Consider the following 19039-nt stretch of genomic DNA (forward strand, 5'->3'; position numbering starts at 1 on the left):
TTTTGGCCGTAGCCAGAAGATTGAAGACACCACCATGGGCTGGCGCTTTATTAACCCTAAACTTAAAGAATTGTATGGTGTAGACACCATGCCCCAGACTGCCGAAAACGTCGCTGAACAGTTCAACGTAAATCGTGCAGATCAGGACCAGTTTGCCTTGGTGAGCCAACAACGCACCGCAAGCGCGCAAGCCAAAGGCTTTTTTTCTAAAGAAATCGTGGCAGTTGAGATCCCTCAGCGTAAGGGTGATGCTGTTGTGATTGATACCGATGAACATCCACGTGCATCAACCACCCTTGAAGCTTTAAGTAAACTTAAACCTGTTGTCAAAGCAGATGGTTCTGTGACTGCGGGGAATGCTTCAGGCATTAACGATGGTGCAGCAGCTCTACTGATTGCTTCTGATGAGGCAGTTCAGGCTTATAACTTAAAACCGCGTGCCAAGATCATTGCTTCAACAGCAGTGGGTGTAGAACCCCGCATTATGGGTTTTGCTCCGGCACCAGCCATTAAAAAACTACTTAAACAAGCCAACCTGACTTTAGATCAGATGGATGTGATTGAACTTAACGAAGCTTTTGCTGCACAAGCTTTGGCAGTGACCCGTGATTTAGGCTTGCCAGACGATAGCAACAAAGTAAATCCAAACGGTGGTGCAATTGCATTGGGTCATCCGCTTGGTGCATCAGGTGCGCGTCTAGTGACTACAGCCCTAAACCAGCTTGAACAAACAGGTGGTCGTTATGCCTTGTGTTCAATGTGTATTGGTGTAGGCCAAGGAATTGCATTGATTATTGAACGTGTTGAAGCACATTAAGGAGAAACAAATGCCATCTTTTCAATCTGCCGATGCACAAATCAACTATCAAACCTTTGGTGAGCCGTCTTCCCTGGCTCTGGTGTTTTCCAATTCTTTGGGCACCAATTATGGCATGTGGCAAAAACAGTTTAATGAGTTAAAAGATCAATTCTTTGTGATCTGCTATGACACACGTGGCCACGGTTCATCATCTACGCCTGACGGCCCATATACTGTAGAGCAATTAGGTGAAGATGTTGTCCGTTTACTGGATCATTTGAATATTAGCAAAGCTGCTTTTTGTGGTATTTCTATGGGTGGTTTAACCGGTCAATGGCTTGCGATTCACTACCCTGACCGTTTTAGTCATGTGGTTGTGGCAAATACTGCCGCTAAAATTGGACAAGAACAGGCATGGCTTGACCGTGCAAAATTAGTACGTGAGCAAGGTTTACAACCAATCGCAGCTACAGCAGCTTCGCGATGGTTTACAGATCCCTTTATCCAAAGTCATCCTTCAATCGTCAACAACCTGTGTAACGACTTAAGTGCTGGCAGCGCAATGGGTTATGCCAATTGTTGTGAGGCTTTGGCTAAAGCGGATGTCCGTGAGCAGTTAAAAGACATCAAAATTCCTGTATTAGTCGTTGCTGGTACTCAAGACCCTGTAACGACTGTTGCAGATGGTGAATTTATGCAGCAACACATTCCACAATCAAAACTTGCAGAGATAGATGCTTCTCATATTTCCAATGTCGAGCAGCCAGAAGCTTTTAATAAAATCCTAAAGGATTTTTTATTAGGTTAGTTTTAATGATTCAAAAAAAATGGCCTATAACGGCCATTTTTTGAATATGCATTTAGTTTTTAAAATTAATACCGAATCATTACCGATTTTAATTCAGTGTAATCTTCAATAAATGCATCCGAAAACTCTCTACCAATTCCTGAAGCTTTAACTCCGCCAAATGGAACTGACGGATCTAAGAAAGTATGCATATTGACCCACAAGGTGCCTGCTTCAATCTTAGGAATTAAACGCAAAGCTTTAGATAAGTCATTTGTCCAAATACTTGCGGTTAAACCAAAACGAGATTGATTCATGAGCTGAATAAGCTCTTCATCAGTTTCAAACGGCATTAACCCAACCACTGGTCCAAAGGTCTCCTCTGAAAATAATGGATCATCAGTATTTTTGAAGGAAATCAAAGTCGGCTGCACAAAATATCCAGTCTGATCTAAAACCTCACCCCCTGCAATAATCTGGTTGTTTGCTTTTGCCATATCTAAATAATGTTTCACTTTATGAAAATGTGGCTGATTAGACAATGGGCCAAACATGCTTCCCTCATCCATAGCCGATCCAATTTTGAAGCTTGAAAGTGCTTTAGAAAGTTTCTCTACTAATTCATCATATTTTGTATGGTGTACAAGAAACCGCTCTGGAGATGCGCAAACTTGACCTTGATGCACAAAAGTTGCTTGCAATAAAGTCGGTAAAATCTCATCGATATTTGCATCAGCCAAGATAGCTATCGCATTTTTACCACCTAACTCTAGACTTACACGGGTTAAATCACTGCTCATCGCGAGCTTACCAATGGCGATGCCTGTTGGTACTGAACCTGTAAATGAGACTTTCTTAACTAACGGTGATTCAATTAAATATTGTCCTGTATCGCCCTTACCCGTAACCACATTAATCACACCAGCTGGAATACCTGCCTCGATGGCAAGTTCGGCTAACCGTAATAAAGATAAGCTAGCAAACTCACTTGGTTTAAGCACAATGGTACAACCTGTGGTTAAGGCTGAGCCAATTTTCCAAACACCAATCATCAGTGAAAAATTCCAAGGCACAATTCCTGCAACCACACCAATCGGTTGTCTTAAAGTAAAGGCCGTATATTTTTCACCTTGCATAGAAGGAATAGAGGGCTGCATGGTTTGACCATTAATTTTGGTTGCCCAACCAGCAAAATATCTTAAGAAAATAACAGATTGTGCTACTTCAAGATGACGGGAAATATTGATGAGTTTTCCAGTAGATAACGACTCAAGCTGAGCAAGTTCTTCACCATATTGCTCAATTAAATCTGCCAACTTGTTCAGTTTAACGCCACGTTCATACGGTGTAGTTTCAGCCCAAGTATTTTGAAAAGCATGTTCAGCACTTTTTACCGCACTATCTACATCTTGTTGACTACCAATACTAATTTGAGCAACAACTTGTTCAGTCGATGGATTCACAATATCCACTTTATCTAAAAGCTCGGCAGCAACTAATTTTCCATCAATAAAATGTCCATGTTGACGTGCCATAAATTGCTGTACGCTTTCTAAAATCTGAACTTCACTCATTTTTTATTTCTCTCAATTTATTTAAAAGGATCAATTAATAGACGTATTGCAGAATCAACTGGGCATATAAATTGGTTTTGTCATCATAATTTTGAGTGCCACCACTGTGGATATCATGCTTTGGCTTATACAGCCCGATCAGCGGAATAACGGTGAGATTGTTATTGACTGACCAAACTGAAAACACATCCAACTCATGCCCATCGACGTTTGCCAATGCCTTATTTACGGTTTGAAACTTATAAGCCAATGCACCCAGCATAAAATTTTCTTTAAAATTCATCATGTAAGAGACTTGGTGGATATCAGCATTTTTATTGAAGGGTCCTGCATAATTTCCAGCGACTTCTCCCTGAAACCATGTTCCAAATCCAACTGTATTTCCATAAAACATAGGGTCGTATTGGTCTGAAAAATGACTAAAACGGTAGCCTAATGAGGGCGTATATTTTGCAGATAAAAAGTTATAGTTCAGCGCTAAGTAGCCAGCATTTTCGTGGCTATCTTTTTTATCTTGAACCACAAACTCAGTTTTAACTTGTAGCTCTGGTAAAGGTTGATAATTCAGACGTAAAGCATAATTTTTAAGATCTTCGCGCCCTGAAACCTCTTCAGCATCTTCAAGATCTAATACATTTAAGTAAGTGAACCCAACGCCCTTATCTTTAAGCTGATACATCAGATCGGTTACAAACAGTTCTGGGGAAAATTGTGCTTTATTGTCTGAATTTAGATAAGCCAGCTTTAGGGTTGTATTCTCTTGCGGTTTGTATTGAAGCAAACTGGTAAAATCAAAGCTTCGACGAGCTGCCAGATAATATGCTCCGCCCCGATCTAGTGTGCCATCCGCAGGCACTTTACCAAGATTTAACGCATCACCCGCAATGAAGAACCCATCACCAATCATGATATTTTGTCGACCGATACTTAAATCATAGGTCGTTAACTCATCTTTATTGGTGCCATCTTTAAAACCAATGATCCATTCATTCGCATCTGTTTTACGTTCTTTGCCATTACTATTTTGGCCAGCGTCACCATCACCAAATGTTGCCGAGCTAATACCGCTCAAGCTTGCATAGAGCTGATTGTTTTTAAAGGTGTATTGTCCTTTCGCACCATATTTAAGGTGGCCTTCTTGCCAATTGATTCTTTCATCATCTAGGTTTTCGCCGTTATAGCTTTTACCGCTACTAAAAGCCCCAAAAGTTGCTTCAAAAGTCGGTTTAATTTCAAACTCACCAGCATGCACAGTTGAAAAAAATGAGACAAAGAGAGTCCCTCTCACAACCTGAGAAAATAAATTTTTCATTGAGAAATTCCTTTTTGCGAACGACTTACCCACGCTCAGCTATGGGTAACTAACTCGTTACCCATTCTGGCTTATTCACATTTTTAGTGATGGTTGTGCTGTGTGTTTTGCTCTTCTTCACCCAAGTTTAAAGTCGGGGTGTTGTCAAAGAAGTTCCAAGGTTTGATGAGTGTATTCACCCACTCTGTCGGCATGATTGGCCACTCTTCAGCACGTGCCACATGCGTTGTACCTGTTGTCATCCACACCACAAGGTCTTTATTTTCAATATTCTCATTGTTGCCAATGAACTGTCCTAACCCTGTATCATGAGTTGAACGGTTTGAATATTTCCCTTCAGGGTAGCGTTCGTCTGGATTGTACTGAGTCACCCAAATTTGCTTATCCATAAAGTTCAAACGTTTAAATAACCATTCATCTTTAGAAAAATTGGCTCCTTTCGCCACAGGATGCGTTCCACCTGCAAACGGAATCAATTGGTAAGAAACAGGATTACCTAATTTGTTTTCCTTGTTGAAATTCGTGAGTAACCGAATGGTAGACGGATCAAATTTTTCAGCTGCATTTTGCTCATTCGTAATGACTTTACTATCGATTTGCATTGAGCTTGTACGAACACCACCTTTGTCATTGGCTTTCACCACAGGGTCCATATGCATAAAGCTATTATTTTCTCCATCTACATCCATATCTAAGCGGAAGTTATAGATGTGTTGATGTGTTGTACCCACAATATTATGGTCAATTAAAGTTCCATATTTAGTGTCTTCTTTGGCGGTACTGTCATGCATAGTCCGTGATTTAACGCCTTTCACAGCTTCAATACCTGTAGCACCCGCATTAATCCCAATCACACCGTTTTGGGCAAATACCCAATCAAACATGTAATCATAGTTTCCAACTGTACTAATCCAGCGCACCACCAGTTCACGGCGGGCCTCACTCGCATCTTGATTACCAAAAATTTCGTGATGTTTATATTCAGGTCCGGCATATCGCTCAAAAATGGCAATTGCATTTGGAATTACTTGTGGCTGGCCTTTATAGTCTGCGATCACAGCATCAAGTAAAACAGCGTTGTCGGGTGCATCTGTTCCAGGAAGAATAGATGAGGTCAGCGTACCCATACCATATTCGCCAGAGTCTAAATAAGATTTGAAGTACCACCCAATATCAGGGTCGCCATATGGAACCACCATCCCACCCAAGTTGCCTTCATACATGACTTTACGCTTCACACCTTTGTCTTTATAAGTCACGGTTGAAAGCTGTAAGCCAACACGAGAATCTAACGCTACATGCAAACACCAGTTACCCCAATGTATGGTTTGACCTGTAATGCTAAAGTTCTTACCCTCAGGTTCAGTAATATTGAGTGGTTTTAGCTTACTTGCTACGGGCTTATTCGACATATAAGGTCGATTTGCCATTGGCACAGGAATGATCGCGCCTTCTTCAATCTTAATAATTTTTTCTTTATCTAAATCAACTACAGCAACTAGATTCTCAATAGGATGCGCCCAATAGTTACCATCTCCTGTGTCTAGGTAAGCGACAACTTTTAATATATTGAGTTGTTTATCAAGTCCATCTTTACCACCAAAATATCCAACGGTCAGTGGTGTAGCAATCACTTTCTTCACATCGGTAATGCCGCGTTTGCGTAAAGCGTCTCGATACTCTTTACTTGTCTCAATTACGCGTTGTACGGCTTCAAAATTATCCAGAAGCACCATTCCATGAGTGTCTTTAAGTACATTCCATTTGGTGACTTGTTGAGTGTTAAGATTAACTTCACCTTCAATCGCTTGATTGCCCTTTAACAAAATAAATGAGGCAATACGATCTTCCTTAAATTCTTTGTGATTAATAAAGTAATCCCAAACTTTTGCTTTTTCAGGCTCTTTAAGCTTTAACTCGGCAAAACGCATATTTTTATAGGCATATTTCGAGTGGTTAATCGCATCAAATGTCTTTTTAATTTCGTCAGAATTTAAGCTATTAAGAGGATGAAAGGTATTTTCAACTTTAAAAGTTTGATCTAAACCAGACTGAAATACTTCATTAAAAAAGTCTTTTCCAATAACAGGTTTACCATCTTTAATTAATAAAGGCACGCTGAGCTTGAAAGGTTTGCCATTCACCAAAACCTGATCTGAATTGGGTTTGGCTCGAACCACCATAGAACCTTTGGTGATCATATAAGTATTGGTAAAATCATCTTTTACAACTTTGGCGCCCTGCTCACTCATGTTTTGATAAAGTGAGACCATTTCGGCCTTTCCACCATGAGCATAAGCTTGAGTATTTAATCCCCAAAAGCTTGCAGCGATTGATAAGTTAAGTGCCAGTATTTTTTGTATGTCATTCAATAATCGTTGTTTACGCATGGGTTTCATCCTTTTCATCTTTCCCTGAACTATCTGAATCAGACAGTTAAAATGCACTTTCCTGTGAGTGAAATTCATTAGACCAACTTAATAGTTTTATGGTTATTAAGCTTATCTAACCTGCTCTAATGAATTTAATTTCAACACAGTTACATAGGGCTAGCTTGTTCAAGAATGACGTCGGATTTGTCTAAAAATGACATTGAGAGATGAAAGAATTACACCGACATACCCTCTCTAAATTCTTTAGGAGAAATACCATAAGTCTTTTTAAAGATTTTTGAAAAATGAGCACCGTCCCAAAAACCCCATTTCAAGGCAACTTGGGTAATTGAGCTTTGTTTATTTCTTTTATCAAGCAAATCTGCTTTGACTTTTTCTAGGCGTTTGAGCTGGATATATTTGTTAATAGATAAATTTTCTTGAAGAAATAAACGGTAGAGATGACGTAGCGACACCCCAATATGCTCTGCAATTAATTTTGGTGTTAAATCTGGTTTTGCTAAGTTTTCTATAATATATCGCTCGGCTTTTTCCATTAGATTATTGGAACTATTTATATTTTTATAATTGATTGTGGGTTTGATTAAAGCAATTAACGCATCTTCAAAAGCATTACCATCTTCGGTTGCGTACCAAAGTTTAATGTTTTCAGCAGACATATTTTTCAAAATATTCTTGAGCAAAAAACCACTCATATTTTGAGTAATCAGTTTTCCAAAATATTCGGTACTAATATTTTCTTTCAGTAATTTTTCACGCGACAGATGGACTGAAATCTGACTTACCAAACCTTGCGGATACATCGAAATAGTTTCGACCGGATCGACCAACACAATATCGCCTTCATTTAGGCTTAGCGTTTCATTTTTATACTCGAGCAGCATTTTCCCCGAATACTGCAAAATCAAAAAACAAAAACGATTATTCACTCGATCGATTTCATCGGCTTTTCGGACAATCTTATTTGCATTATTTCTAATGAACGCAATTTCGGTATCGCCCAATAAAAAGCATTGAACTTCCCCAATGAATAAATTACGGGTGCCGTCAAAATCTGTTTCAAAATTTCCGCAAACACTCTTGATATGGTGTGTCCAATTCAACAATGCATCACTTACATATTGGTTCATCCCTTACCTCTCTATACATGTGCAACCGCTCAAAATTTTGCGTTTGTGGTGGTGCACTGTCTTGGCTTATTTGCAATCATGTTTTATTGATAAACAAATTGTGTGCCAAAAATTCCTTATCCTTGGAATTGTTTTGATGATAGTCAGCTAGATGTAAAGAAGCTGATAAATCAATTCAATTTATCAGCTTAATGGGACTTATGCTACTCCTGCAAAATCTCGCAGCATGGTAATAAAAATATCCTTTTGTTCCTCAGAATACTTTTTAAACACCTCATTTTGATGGCTATCGGCAATATCAAACAAATACTGTGCTGTTTGTTTACCTTTCTCGGTCAATGCATACAAATTATCGTGATCAACCAATAACCCTTCAAATTTTAGAATTTCAGCCGATCTTTCAACTTCTTGCATTGGCATAGCAATATCACGCGGTAAATCTTCCTTACTTGAAGCAGTACCACTGGCTAAAACGAGTAAAAGACGTGATTCACTGGTACGAAAACCAGAAGCCATTTGCTTAGGAATATAGTCGGTTTGATAGGCTTTAAAAGCACGACTCATCAAATAGCAAACATTGTTATATAAGTGCCCATAATGTGTTTGGTCTACGCCGTTCTCTTCAGTTTGCTTAACTTGAAGGCTTGGATGCGGCATGACACAAGAATATGCGCCTTGATGGTAGACCAGTGGGCTTCGACCTTGATCATGGAAACGAACCACCTTACCAACAATAATCCAGTGGTCACCACCTTCGATCACTTGATAGCGTTCGCACTCAAACACCGCAGAACAATTTTCTAAAATGGGTGCACGTCCTGCGCCAAGTTGAAAATTTGTGTCGGCGAATTTATCTATATTGCGTCTCGAGAACTTATTAGACAGCTCAATTTGGGTGCCCGATAAAATATTGACTGCAAAATGTGTCGCCTCTTCAAATACTGAAAAACTTGAAGACTTTTTATCAATACTCCACAAAATAAGTGGTGGGTCGAGTGACACCGAGTTAAAACTATTTGCGGTTACACCGACTTTCTCACCTTGTGCATTTTGTGCAGTAACAATGGTAACGCCTGTTGCAAAATTTCCTAATGCTCGTCGGAACTGTAGTGGATCGACCGTAAACTCATCTATTTGTTGTAATACATTCATCATCTTTCTCCTAAACCTTCTCTTACATCCATATAAATCGCGAGAGCATTAGATATCTAAAACTAGTCTCGGTGTTTTAGAGCGTGAACAGCACACCAATATTTGTTCATTGCTGGCTTTTTCTTCATCAGTAAAATAAACATCTCGATGATCAGGTTCGCCTTCAATTACATCGCACATACAGGTTCCGCATACGCCTTGCTCACAAGACATTTCAATGTCGATGCCTTCTTTAGCCAAAGCCTGCAAAATGGTTTCACCAGCTTCAACCATAATGATTTTTCCGCTACGCTCAGCCACCACCTCAAATGAATCTCCAGAGGTGTCTGTTTCGACTTGGAAATATTCTTTGTGGATTTGCTGCTCAGGAAAATCGTGAGTCGTGGCAAGGTTAATCACCCAGTCCATGAAACCGACTGGACCACAGGTATAAATATGGCTTTCCGAGTTAATATCTTTAATGGCAGATTCAAAAAACGCTCTGTGGCTTGCACCTTCGGATTTAAAATGGAAGGTTGTATATTTTGCTAACTCACCATTTTTAATTTCATCAACAAAAGCGCAGTTTTCAGGGCTAGCACCACAGTAGTGAAGCTCAAATGATGTGCCTTCAGAGGCAAGTTGATATGCCATTGTGATTAACGGCGTAATTCCAATTCCACCACCAATCAATACACTGTGTTTGGCTTTTAAAAGTGGAAATAAATTTTTCGGCTCACTGACCTGAATTTGCATGCCATCTTTAATTTCATCAAAAGCCGAGACTGAGCCACCACGTGATTCAGGGTCACGCAAAATTCCAAGGCGGAACTTACCTTCGTCATTTGGATTTTGGCAAAGTGAATATTGGCGCACCATGCCATTTGGTAAATGCACATCAATATGCGCACCCGCTTCAACTTTTGGCAATGTTGCAGAAGTTGCAGATTCAAATTCCATGACTGCAATATTTCCACCTTCAACATGGCGATTTTTAACGACAACATCATAAAGTGTAGTCATGATTTAACTCCCTTTTCATACGTAAGCTACGTGCTTAGCGCATGAATAAACCACCGTTAATATCCCATGTTGCACCAGTCACAAACCCCGCATTTGGACTCGCGAGCAACCCACAAGTTTCAGCAATAAAATGCATACTTCCTAAAGCTTTAACCGGAATATTCTGGATGAACTGTTCCATTTTTTCGTCAGACACCACACTATGAACGATGGGTGATTCCATTGGCCCCGGTGCAATCGCATTGACTGTTACACCTTTTGCAGCAAATTCTTTAGCAAAAATTTTGGTTAAAGTGACAATGGCACCTTTGGTTGCCGCGTAGTGTGCACCTGTTGCAGTACCACCATTTTGTCCTGCTAACGAGGCCATATTAATGATGCGTCCATAGCCTTTCTTAGCCATATATTGGCCAATAATTTGGCAAGCTTGAAAGGTGCCGCGTTGGTTGACTTGAGTCACCCAATCAAAATCGGCTGCGGTAATTTCTAATACCGGAGTTGCCTTGGTGACAGTTGCATTGTTAATCAACACATCAAGTTTAGAAAATTTCTCTTCAATCCATTGCACGGCAGCATGAAAATCTGCTTCGACCGAAATATCTAATTTCAAGGGAAACATATTTTGTGCATATTGACTTTGTGCCTTAGCGTTTTCGGCTTTTTCAAGCGTACTCGCTGACAAAATCACTTGATGGCCTTGGCTCGCAAAATATTCAGCAATGACATTACCGAGTCCAGAAGCAGCACCTGTCACTAAAACAACTTGTTTCATGTTACCGCTCCTAAAGAATGTAGCTAATACCAGCTAAGGTATCGGTTGAGTTAACCAAGTTAATGATTTTACGGTTAATCTTAAAGCCTGTAGCCGCATCACGCGTCAAATGGTAAGTAATATCTGCGGTGTAATGCTTGAGGTTTTCTTTACGGAATTCACGTAAGTTTTGAGCACAACGCAAAACGATTTCATTATCTTGGTCTTGAATAACACGTACACGAGAAACACTACGCACAGTATTTGCTTTAGGCGCTGTAGAAATCGCTTCACCATTTTCAAGACGCTCTACACGTAAAGTACGCATATGGTTATCGTCATAGGCATAATTTAAGTTGTTTTCGTAGTCAGTTAGGTTTGGGTCAATCGGAATGATATAAACGCCTTTTTCATTCCATAAATTGAGCCATTCACGATATTCACTATGGTCTAACATATCTGCTTCAGCCCAGATGAAAGCAGTGACTTCATTTAATAATTGCAGATTCATATTCATTGCTCTCTCCTTAAGCCGTCATCATCTTTTTCCACTGCTGATATGCTGCACGCATACCTGTTTCAGCACTGACATCACTTTTTAAACCATCCTCGGTTTGCACTTCGCCCGGTAAACCGCGGTTCAACATGATCCATAAATCATTGCCTGCATTGGCGCCGTGTTGTACGCGTTCCCAAGCTTCGGAATCATCTGGCGTACCAAAACCAAATGGGCCTTGGAAATGTTCATGCAAACGTAAGCGATATTGGTTGGCAATTTGCGGACCACCATCCATCGTAATCACCGAGTGATGAATTTCTGTTTCAGCAACTGAAATTGGCTGCAACACACGGAAGAACGCCATTGAACATGCAATATTCGGGAATAAATTTAAGTTAAAGCCAGAACCACCAACTGCACGCACAATACGGCGTACTTCTAATTCTTCATGACCTTCTTCACGCAAAGCTTGAGCCAAGTCTTCAAAACGTTCTTGAATTGGTCGCTCCATGAGCTCTTCGTCTAAATCAACCAGTTCAGGAATCATTACCATGACACTGTGACCATTTCCTAAATCTTCAACAAAACCCGGCTGGTTTTCGAAGTTAAAGAGTTCTTCAGTTTTTTCATCAACAGAACTTAAGAATGACTTGTGTACCAATGGGAAGTGATATGCATCTGTAGTATTTTCAAGCTGAATTTTCCAGTTACCAGGGAAACGGAAACGGTGTTCACCCAACACTTTAATTGGATAACCAGCCCCTTGTTTCATAAACAGGTCAATCCATTTTTTTGCAGGTCCAAGGAACTCTTCAAGCGGCTGAATGTCTTCTTTAAATGAAGCGAAGATCATGCCGTTATATTCTTCTACACGCAGACTAACCAACGGTAACTCAGATTTATCTAAACAATCACCGTAGCTTTCCGGAGATGGCACACCGCGTAAACTACCATCAAGTGCATAACTCCAACCATGGTACGGACATACAAAACTATTGGTTTTTCCCTTTTTATGTTCGCATACGGTTGCTGCACGATGACGGCAACGGTTTAAAAGCACATGGACTTTCTTTTTACGGTCACGTACCGCAACAACAGGTTGTTTACCAATATTAATGGTTTTATAGCTTCCACCTTCTGGAATTTCGCTGGCATGTGCAACCCACACCCAAGTGCTATAAAAGATTTTTTCCATTTCTTCATCAAAAATGCGTTCATCTTTATAAAGAGAAGTATGGGCACGGTCACTTTGAACCAAAGCATCGTAATCAGTGCCAATGTTATGCGTTGGGATAATACTGTTCATATCAATAGTCCTTTTAAATATGTCCTGAGTCATTCCTGGGAAGGTATCGGCAATTCGGCTTCACTGTGCCAATGCGATACGGGACGACTGAAAATATTCTGTGTCTGGAAATGTTTAATCTTCCATATTCCATCTGCTTGCTTTTGAAACTTCACGTTGAGCTTTGCTGCATTCAGATGACTACGGCCATCTTTAAAAGTTGAAGTTTGCAACATAAGCCATGAAGCATTTGCATGGTTTTGATTTACATCAATTTGCTCTGAATTTACAAAGTGAGCATTCATGACAAAGTGAGATTCTTTTTGGGTATAGCTTTTAAACATGTCGTAAATCGACTGCCAAGAATCATAACGGCCAAAGGATTTGGCATATTTCTCGCCAATACCTTCCCAAATACAGTCTTGATCAAAAAGATTCATCAGCTCATCAAGGTCTGTATTTGCATTGAGCTCGTCGCAGATTTCCATATAACGGTTCAGACAATTACGAATGGCGTTATGGGCTTCTAACTGTTCTAGCCGCTCTATGATTTCTGCCATATTCACTTTGTCATTCATTGCCATCGCCTTAACGTTGGATAATTAATTCACGCCCAACACGAGCTTCAACTTTGCAATATTTCCAAAGTTTGTATGGTCCTTCACCCACCACCGTAGTTCTAAACAAGTTACAAGCCGCATGTACGGTTTCAATATCTGGAACATCTGCAAGCAAATATGTGGTCCATGGCCAACCTGCACTTGGACCAACCATACTTTGGTCATCATCAAGATTTCCAAAAACATGAACACCCGGTAAGTCATGAATGCCATTCCACATTTCACCAAAGGCTGCCCAAACTGCTTTTGCTTCAGCAGGTTCTGCATCAAAAAAGTTTTGGTTAATACCCATGCAGAACAAAACACGTAATGATTTTTTAGCTTCCATCTCAATATCCTTTTTAAAAATTAAAAACTTATAAATAACCTGGAGTTGGCTTTAACCCGAAACTGATTGACCCTGCATTTTGTAAAGTCGCATCACCCATAAAGGCATGCTGGGTCACCACGTTGGTGTCATTCACAAAACGGCTAAATGGATTGTTGGTATAGATCGCTGTCATGCCCGCTAGCATTTGCATTTTTCGGGTCACTTTGGCGCAAACTCGAGCTGCATGGGTACATGCCAGACGCATATCGCTAATTTGTTCAGCAGTTGCCTCATGTCCAGCAATAATTTCACTCCAAACAATGTCCATAGTTTGATAAAACCAAGACTTTGCCGCCTGAAACTCTGCATCAGCTTGAGCAAACTCATATTGAGTTACTGGGCGGTTGGCAATTTCTGATCCGCCTGTAATGGATGCTTTACCGGGTGCCAATTTTTCAAATTCTTCTAATGCAGCAGCTGCAACACCAATACCCACCACGGTTAATACTTGAGTCGCTAAAGAGAGTGACGGATATTTAAAAAATGGCTCGCTTAGTTTTGAAGGTTCACCACGTACAAAGGTCCATTTCTTTTCAACCAATACATCTTCGACGACTAAGTCATGGCTTCCCGTACCTTTTAGGCCAACCGTGTCCCATGTCATTTCGATTTTGGCTTTTTTGGCAGGCATCACTGCCATGCGTGGTAAACCTTGCATTTCATTGTTTTTAAGCGGTGAAATTCCCACACCAACAATGTCGGCTCCCATACAACCGCTCGAAAATTTCCAGCGTCCACGAACCACTACACCTTCATCGGTAATTTCAGCAGGCTGCGGCGGAAAGATACCTCCAGCAAAGACCACATCTGGCCCGCTTTGGTACAATTCTTTAAGTGTTTCTTCAGGCAAACTACCTAAATATGCAGGGCTCATACCGAAACTTGCCACCCAACCCACTGAACCATCAGCTTTAGATAAAGTTTCGATTAATTCGCAAAACTGTCGTGGTGACCATTCCTCTCCGCCAAAACGTTTAGGAACTAATGCACGGTAAACACCAATCTGCTTAAGTTTTTCGATAATGTCTTGGCTCACATACGCCTGATTATCGAATTCGCCTGTACAGGCGCGCTCACGAATTTCTTGGCACAAAGCATCTAAGTCAACTGCTTTGTCTTGAGAAGCAAACTCCATTTTAGATAACTTATTCATCATCTAACTCCTTGTAATTTATTGCATTGCATCAACACAAAATTTAGCTATTGCGCATAATTGCTCATCTTTTTGATGCTTCGATACGATCTGTAAACCCACAGGTAAACCTTCACTGGTTTCAAGTGGCACTGAAATAGCGGGATGTCCTGATAAATTAAATGGACGAACTAAAGCCGTCAGATTCAGAAAAGCGACTGTATTTTCAGCTTCAGCAACTTTTGGTGGAATTTGCGGAAGTGTCGGTAAGATCAATGCATCATATTTTTCTAGTAAAGCATCGAGTTCTTGGATGAGCTGCTCTTTCACAGCTTCCGCTTGTTGCACTTGCTCTAAAGTGGTGTGTGCCGCTTTTAATAAACGACCATTTACATCAGAACCAATTAAGCCGGTTTGGGTTAATTCACCAAAAGCTTGCCAGTTTTCATAATTAATAATTTGCATGCCTGCGTCATAAGCTGCTTCAAAATGTTCAACTTTTTCTAAAGTGATCTGTAAATTAGCTTTTTGAAGTGCTTGATGGATACAGTTCCAAACAACCTCATCTGCTTTTACATCCAGAACAGCAATTTTTGGAGCGCTAGTAAATTCAGTAGGCTTAAAACTTGGATCAATAATTTGCATGGCCTTTTCAATCATCTCGACTGAATTTGCAAAAGGACCAACGCAATCCAGAGAACTTGACGGCGGATATACGCCTTTTCTGCTCACGCGACCGAAAGTTGGTTTTAAACCAAAAACTCCACAGCATGCAGCAGGCATACGGATAGAGCCGCCCGTGTCTGTACCTAAAGTAAAGTCAGCTTGTTTAGCAGCAACAGCCGCAGCCGAACCACTCGAAGAACCCCCTGGAATAAGTTCAGGATATTTTGGATTAACAGGTGTACCAAAAGCATGGTTAATGCCTGTAATTCCAAAAGCCAATTCGTGCAAATTTGTTTTCGCAATAATTTCACAGTCAGCTTTTAAAATGTTTTTAACCACTTCAGCATCATCTTGAGCCGGTTCAACATTTAATAAAGCTCGACTGCCAGCAATGGTTTTCAGACCTTGAATATCAATTGTGTCCTTCACCATGACCTTAAGCTTGCCACTTCCTTTGCGCACGCTTTGGCTAATAATATTCATTCACTTTTCCATGTATTTTTATCTGTTCATTAAAATATCGGAAAATTTAATGGAATTGTCAAGTATTTTTTATAATTTGTTCTCAAGGAAATGTGCAAAATTTTGTTTATAATAGGATTACCCTTTTTCCACTAAGTTATTGCTTAGCTATGCTTGATCATTTAGAACAATTTCTTCCTAATAAAGAACCATCGAGTATTCAAAATTTTCCTTTTTTTTGGATTTCCCAAGTCAATGGGAAATACTCACAACTCATTGAAAAATCAATAAAAAAACTAGGTATTGATAATACTCGCCGTAAAATCATTTTAAGTACTAATGCCTTGGGTGAAGCCAGTATTACCGATATTGCTAATCTTTCTACTTTAAAGTTAACGACTGCAACAAAAGCAGTATATCGCTTAGTAGAAGATGGAATTGTTGAGGTCTACTCCTCTACTACCGATGAACGAATTTCGATGGTGAAATTAACTCCCAAAGGTGTCGAGCTGGTTGAACAGATTAATCAGATTAGTGTGGTCACCTTGGCAGGCATCCTGAATGCTTTTTCAGAAGATGAGCTCCATAATTTAAATCATCAGTTAAAAAAATTATTTGATCTCATGCCATCAAGTTAATTATTTGACTTGATATCGGGTTAGATACGCTCAAGAGCAGTATGAAACAGTTCTTCTTTTCTCACTGCTCTTTATAAAACAAGTTTTAATACTAAAAAATAAATAAAAATCAGGTTCTTAATTCTATAAAATATTACCATGTATTTACTTAACATACTTTTTAGGTATTCTAACATACTCAATAAGTAATGGAATTTTACATATAAAAAGAAAATAATAATTCCATGATATTTAGAATCCCATTAATTCCTAATCGGGTTTAGACACACTCTTCCGGTCTGTACGAGACCAAATTACTCATTTCTAGCCTATTTATTATTCTTATCTAAAAGGGGAAATATCGAGAACTTCAGAGGAATAATAAAAGTTAGATATCAATTTCTTTAAGCGTTTTATACATAAGGATTAAGTGTATGAACCAAAGTAATATCGCTGTTGAAAGGACACAAAAGAAAAGCAATGCTTATGCATGGTATGTCGTCACACTTTGTATGTTGGCATATATATTTTCATTTATTGACCGCCAAATTCTGGCGCTGATGATTGAACCCATCAAAGCAGATCTCCAACTTTCAGATACACAATTTAGCCTGTTACATGGCCTTGCCTTCTCATTGTTTTATGCCGTTATGGGTTTACCCTTAGCCTATATTGCCGATCGTTTTTCACGACCAAAACTGATTTCAATCGGGATTATTGTCTGGAGTCTAGCAACGGCAACTTGTGGTTTAAGTAAAAACTTTATTCAACTGTTCTTGAGCCGTATGTCCGTAGGTGTGGGTGAAGCTGCGTTATCTCCAGCCGCGTACTCAATGTTTAGTGACATGTTTAGTAAAGACAAACTAGGTCGTGCTGTCGGGATTTATTCAATTGGTGCTTTTTTAGGTGGTGGTATTGCCTTTTTAGTTGGCGGTTATGTGATTAACTTGCTTAAAGGCGTAACGCTCATTGAAGTTCCACTATTAGGTGCACTTAAAGCATGGCAAATTGCTTTTTTTGTAGTAGGTTTACCGGGCATTATTATTGGTCTGCTATTTATTCTGACCGTTAAAGACCCTGCACGTAAAGGCCAACAGCTCAACCAAAATGGACAAGTTGACCAAGTCAAATTCTCACAATGTCTTCAGTTTATTAAAAAACATGCAAAAACATTTGCTTGTCATTATTTAGGTTTTACCTTTTATGCAATGGCGCTATACAGCCTTACCAGTTGGACACCTGCATTTTATATTCGAAAGTTTCAACTCGCACCGACTGAAACAGGTTATATGCTCGGCACGATTCTGTTAATTGCAAACACATTAGGCGTGTTTTGTGCAGGTTGGTTAAACGATTGGTTTATCAAAAAAGGACGCCAAGATGCTCCGATGTTCACTGGTGTGATTGGTATTGTTGGCCTGATTATTCCAATTTCATTTTTTACCCAAACAGATCAGCTTTGGCTTTCAGTCAGCTTACTGATTCCTGCAATGTTCTTCGCATCTTTTCCTTTAGTGATTTCAGCAACTGCTTTGCAAATGTTAGCCCCAAACCAATTTCGAGCACGACTTTCTGCCCTCTTTCTTTTGGTCAGTAACTTAATCGGACTCGGTATTGGTACAACATTAGTGGCAATTATTACAGATAAAGTTTTTGGTAGTCCGTTAATGGTGGGTTCTTCTTTATCTATAGTGGGTGGTCTGTCGTGTGTACTGGCTTTAATTCTGCTTTTTAAAGGCTGCAAATTCTTTAGTGAAAGTATGAAGCTTGAAAAACTAAATTAATAGGTCTCTCTGTCTGCAAAACGTACTCTCTAACTAAACGCATAGAGAGTACTGGAATATTCAAAATACGTAATGCCGAGGACTGGCATATATCTGGGAAATGGATTATGGAATTATTTCACCGCTTTAAACCACACACTTTAGCCGTTGCCACTTTATTACTTATGTGCAGCAACTCATGGGCCGCAAATCCAAATCAGCAAACTGAAGATGAATGGAAATTGACGCTAAAGAATGCTTATATCAACCGTGATTTTGATAACGATGCCTTAAAAGATACTGGCAGTTGGTCTCAGGCAGCATCATTATTTTATAAGTCAAAAATGCATGACACCCCATTAGTAATAGCAGACAAGCCTATTACGATTGGAGCCGATGCATCTGTTCAATACGCCGTTCGCTTAAGTTCAGACAAACATGTCGCCGACACCATTTTGCCTTTTAATAAAGAAACGCAATCTCAAGCATCCGACTATTTAAAATACGGCGCGACATTAAAGTTAGGTTATGACAAAACTTTATTAAGTGTCGGTGAACTTTGGTTAGATTTACCTGTAACGGCTGTAGATGCTAGTCGTCAGTTACTTACTTCGTATTGGGGAACTAATCTTAAGTCACAACTTTCAGATCAGCTGTATGCCGAAATTGGTCGGGTTGAAAAAGTATCACCACGTAATGAAGAAGACTTTAAAAAGTTTTCTTTC

The 19039-nt window shown here is 39.7% G+C and carries 18 protein-coding genes; 5 read left to right on the forward strand and 13 right to left on the reverse strand.

All coding sequences use genetic code 11. The features are described 5' to 3' along the window. A partial coding sequence (locus NL42_RS17320; protein ID WP_461313695.1) for an acetyl-CoA C-acyltransferase occupies positions 1–817 on the forward strand: 817 nt, incomplete at its 5' end. 10 nt (positions 818–827) lie between these two features. Further along, the gene (gene pcaD / locus NL42_RS17325; protein ID WP_461313696.1) at positions 828–1607 is read left to right on the forward strand and encodes a 3-oxoadipate enol-lactonase; all 780 of its coding nucleotides are present in this window, start codon (positions 828–830) and stop codon (positions 1605–1607) included. A 65-nt stretch (positions 1608–1672) separates the two neighbouring features. Here pcaD and NL42_RS17330 read toward each other — a convergent pair whose 3' ends face one another. The 13 genes from NL42_RS17330 to NL42_RS17390 form a co-directional block, all read right to left on the reverse strand. Then, positions 1673–3160: an NAD-dependent phenylacetaldehyde dehydrogenase gene (locus NL42_RS17330; RefSeq protein ID WP_461313697.1), complete on the reverse strand. Its 1488-nt coding sequence runs from the start codon at positions 3158–3160 to the stop codon at positions 1673–1675. A 34-nt stretch (positions 3161–3194) separates the two neighbouring features. Continuing rightward, a complete protein-coding gene (locus NL42_RS17335; RefSeq protein WP_461313708.1) occupies positions 3195–4412 on the reverse strand; it encodes a hypothetical protein in 1218 nt (405 codons plus the stop codon). Positions 4413–4555: 143 nt separating this feature from the next. Then, complete coding sequence (gene tynA, locus NL42_RS17340; RefSeq protein WP_461313698.1) at positions 4556–6871, reverse strand: primary-amine oxidase; 2316 nt, start codon at positions 6869–6871, stop codon at positions 4556–4558. 209 nt (positions 6872–7080) lie between these two features. After that, positions 7081–7995, reverse strand: coding sequence for a transcriptional regulator FeaR (feaR, locus tag NL42_RS17345; RefSeq protein WP_461313699.1), 915 nt, complete (start codon positions 7993–7995; stop codon positions 7081–7083). A gap of 198 nt (positions 7996–8193) precedes the next feature. Then, positions 8194–9150, reverse strand: a complete 957-nt coding sequence (locus tag NL42_RS17350) for a p-hydroxyphenylacetate 3-hydroxylase reductase component (RefSeq protein ID WP_080592267.1) — start codon at positions 9148–9150, stop codon at positions 8194–8196. Between the two features lie 45 nt (positions 9151–9195). Further along, positions 9196–10149 carry a PDR/VanB family oxidoreductase gene (locus NL42_RS17355; protein WP_461313700.1) on the reverse strand — a complete coding sequence of 318 codons (954 nt, stop codon included), beginning with the start codon at positions 10147–10149 and terminating at the stop codon, positions 9196–9198. A 34-nt stretch (positions 10150–10183) separates the two neighbouring features. Beyond that, positions 10184–10921 (reverse strand): SDR family NAD(P)-dependent oxidoreductase, encoded by a 738-nt coding sequence (locus tag NL42_RS17360; RefSeq protein ID WP_461313701.1) that lies wholly within the window; start codon positions 10919–10921, stop codon positions 10184–10186. Positions 10922–10931: 10 nt separating this feature from the next. Beyond that, a complete protein-coding gene (locus NL42_RS17365; RefSeq protein WP_004792056.1) occupies positions 10932–11417 on the reverse strand; it encodes an aromatic-ring-hydroxylating dioxygenase subunit beta in 486 nt (161 codons plus the stop codon). Positions 11418–11427: 10 nt separating this feature from the next. After that, positions 11428–12705: an aromatic ring-hydroxylating oxygenase subunit alpha gene (locus tag NL42_RS17370; protein ID WP_461313702.1), complete on the reverse strand. Its 1278-nt coding sequence runs from the start codon at positions 12703–12705 to the stop codon at positions 11428–11430. A gap of 29 nt (positions 12706–12734) precedes the next feature. Further along, positions 12735–13268, reverse strand: coding sequence for a nuclear transport factor 2 family protein (locus NL42_RS17375; RefSeq protein WP_461313703.1), 534 nt, complete (start codon positions 13266–13268; stop codon positions 12735–12737). A 4-nt stretch (positions 13269–13272) separates the two neighbouring features. Beyond that, a complete protein-coding gene (locus NL42_RS17380) occupies positions 13273–13632 on the reverse strand; it encodes a hypothetical protein (protein ID WP_000387554.1) in 360 nt (119 codons plus the stop codon). 28 nt (positions 13633–13660) lie between these two features. After that, entirely contained in the window at positions 13661–14809 is a 1149-nt protein-coding gene (locus NL42_RS17385; protein WP_461313709.1) for an acyl-CoA dehydrogenase family protein, read from the reverse strand. Between the two features lie 36 nt (positions 14810–14845). Continuing rightward, positions 14846–15955 carry an amidase gene (locus NL42_RS17390; protein WP_461313704.1) on the reverse strand — a complete coding sequence of 370 codons (1110 nt, stop codon included), beginning with the start codon at positions 15953–15955 and terminating at the stop codon, positions 14846–14848. 149 nt (positions 15956–16104) lie between these two features. On the opposite strand from NL42_RS17390, the gene NL42_RS17395 reads away from it, so the two are divergent. From NL42_RS17395 to NL42_RS17405, 3 genes are all read left to right on the forward strand, one after another. Continuing rightward, entirely contained in the window at positions 16105–16572 is a 468-nt protein-coding gene (locus tag NL42_RS17395) for a MarR family winged helix-turn-helix transcriptional regulator (RefSeq protein ID WP_461313705.1), read from the forward strand. Between the two features lie 413 nt (positions 16573–16985). Beyond that, positions 16986–18335: a spinster family MFS transporter gene (locus tag NL42_RS17400; RefSeq protein WP_461313706.1), complete on the forward strand. Its 1350-nt coding sequence runs from the start codon at positions 16986–16988 to the stop codon at positions 18333–18335. A gap of 107 nt (positions 18336–18442) precedes the next feature. After that, a partial coding sequence (locus NL42_RS17405) for an OprD family outer membrane porin (RefSeq protein ID WP_461313707.1) occupies positions 18443–19039 on the forward strand: 597 nt, incomplete at its 3' end.

Source organism: Acinetobacter sp. GN11 (assembly GCF_054823985.1).

What these genes read in the sequence shown, in the direction of transcription:
- NL42_RS17330 (WP_461313697.1), bottom strand. Translation starts at nt 3,160, where the DNA reads ATGAGTGAAGTTCAGATTTTAGAAAGCGTACAGCAATTTATGGCACGT.
- tynA (WP_461313698.1), bottom strand. Translation starts at nt 6,871, where the DNA reads ATGAAACCCATGCGTAAACAACGATTATTGAATGACATACAAAAAATA.
- NL42_RS17365 (WP_004792056.1), bottom strand. Translation starts at nt 11,417, where the DNA reads ATGAATATGAATCTGCAATTATTAAATGAAGTCACTGCTTTCATCTGG.
- NL42_RS17385 (WP_461313709.1), bottom strand. Translation starts at nt 14,809, where the DNA reads ATGGAGTTTGCTTCTCAAGACAAAGCAGTTGACTTAGATGCTTTGTGC.
- NL42_RS17370 (WP_461313702.1), bottom strand. Translation starts at nt 12,705, where the DNA reads ATGAACAGTATTATCCCAACGCATAACATTGGCACTGATTACGATGCT.
- NL42_RS17395 (WP_461313705.1), top strand. Translation starts at nt 16,105, where the DNA reads ATGCTTGATCATTTAGAACAATTTCTTCCTAATAAAGAACCATCGAGT.
- NL42_RS17375 (WP_461313703.1), bottom strand. Translation starts at nt 13,268, where the DNA reads ATGGCAATGAATGACAAAGTGAATATGGCAGAAATCATAGAGCGGCTA.
- NL42_RS17355 (WP_461313700.1), bottom strand. Translation starts at nt 10,149, where the DNA reads ATGACTACACTTTATGATGTTGTCGTTAAAAATCGCCATGTTGAAGGT.
- pcaD (WP_461313696.1), top strand. Translation starts at nt 828, where the DNA reads ATGCCATCTTTTCAATCTGCCGATGCACAAATCAACTATCAAACCTTT.
- feaR (WP_461313699.1), bottom strand. Translation starts at nt 7,995, where the DNA reads ATGAACCAATATGTAAGTGATGCATTGTTGAATTGGACACACCATATC.
- NL42_RS17380 (WP_000387554.1), bottom strand. Translation starts at nt 13,632, where the DNA reads ATGGAAGCTAAAAAATCATTACGTGTTTTGTTCTGCATGGGTATTAAC.
- NL42_RS17360 (WP_461313701.1), bottom strand. Translation starts at nt 10,921, where the DNA reads ATGAAACAAGTTGTTTTAGTGACAGGTGCTGCTTCTGGACTCGGTAAT.
- NL42_RS17400 (WP_461313706.1), top strand. Translation starts at nt 16,986, where the DNA reads ATGAACCAAAGTAATATCGCTGTTGAAAGGACACAAAAGAAAAGCAAT.
- NL42_RS17350 (WP_080592267.1), bottom strand. Translation starts at nt 9,150, where the DNA reads ATGATGAATGTATTACAACAAATAGATGAGTTTACGGTCGATCCACTA.
- NL42_RS17390 (WP_461313704.1), bottom strand. Translation starts at nt 15,955, where the DNA reads ATGAATATTATTAGCCAAAGCGTGCGCAAAGGAAGTGGCAAGCTTAAG.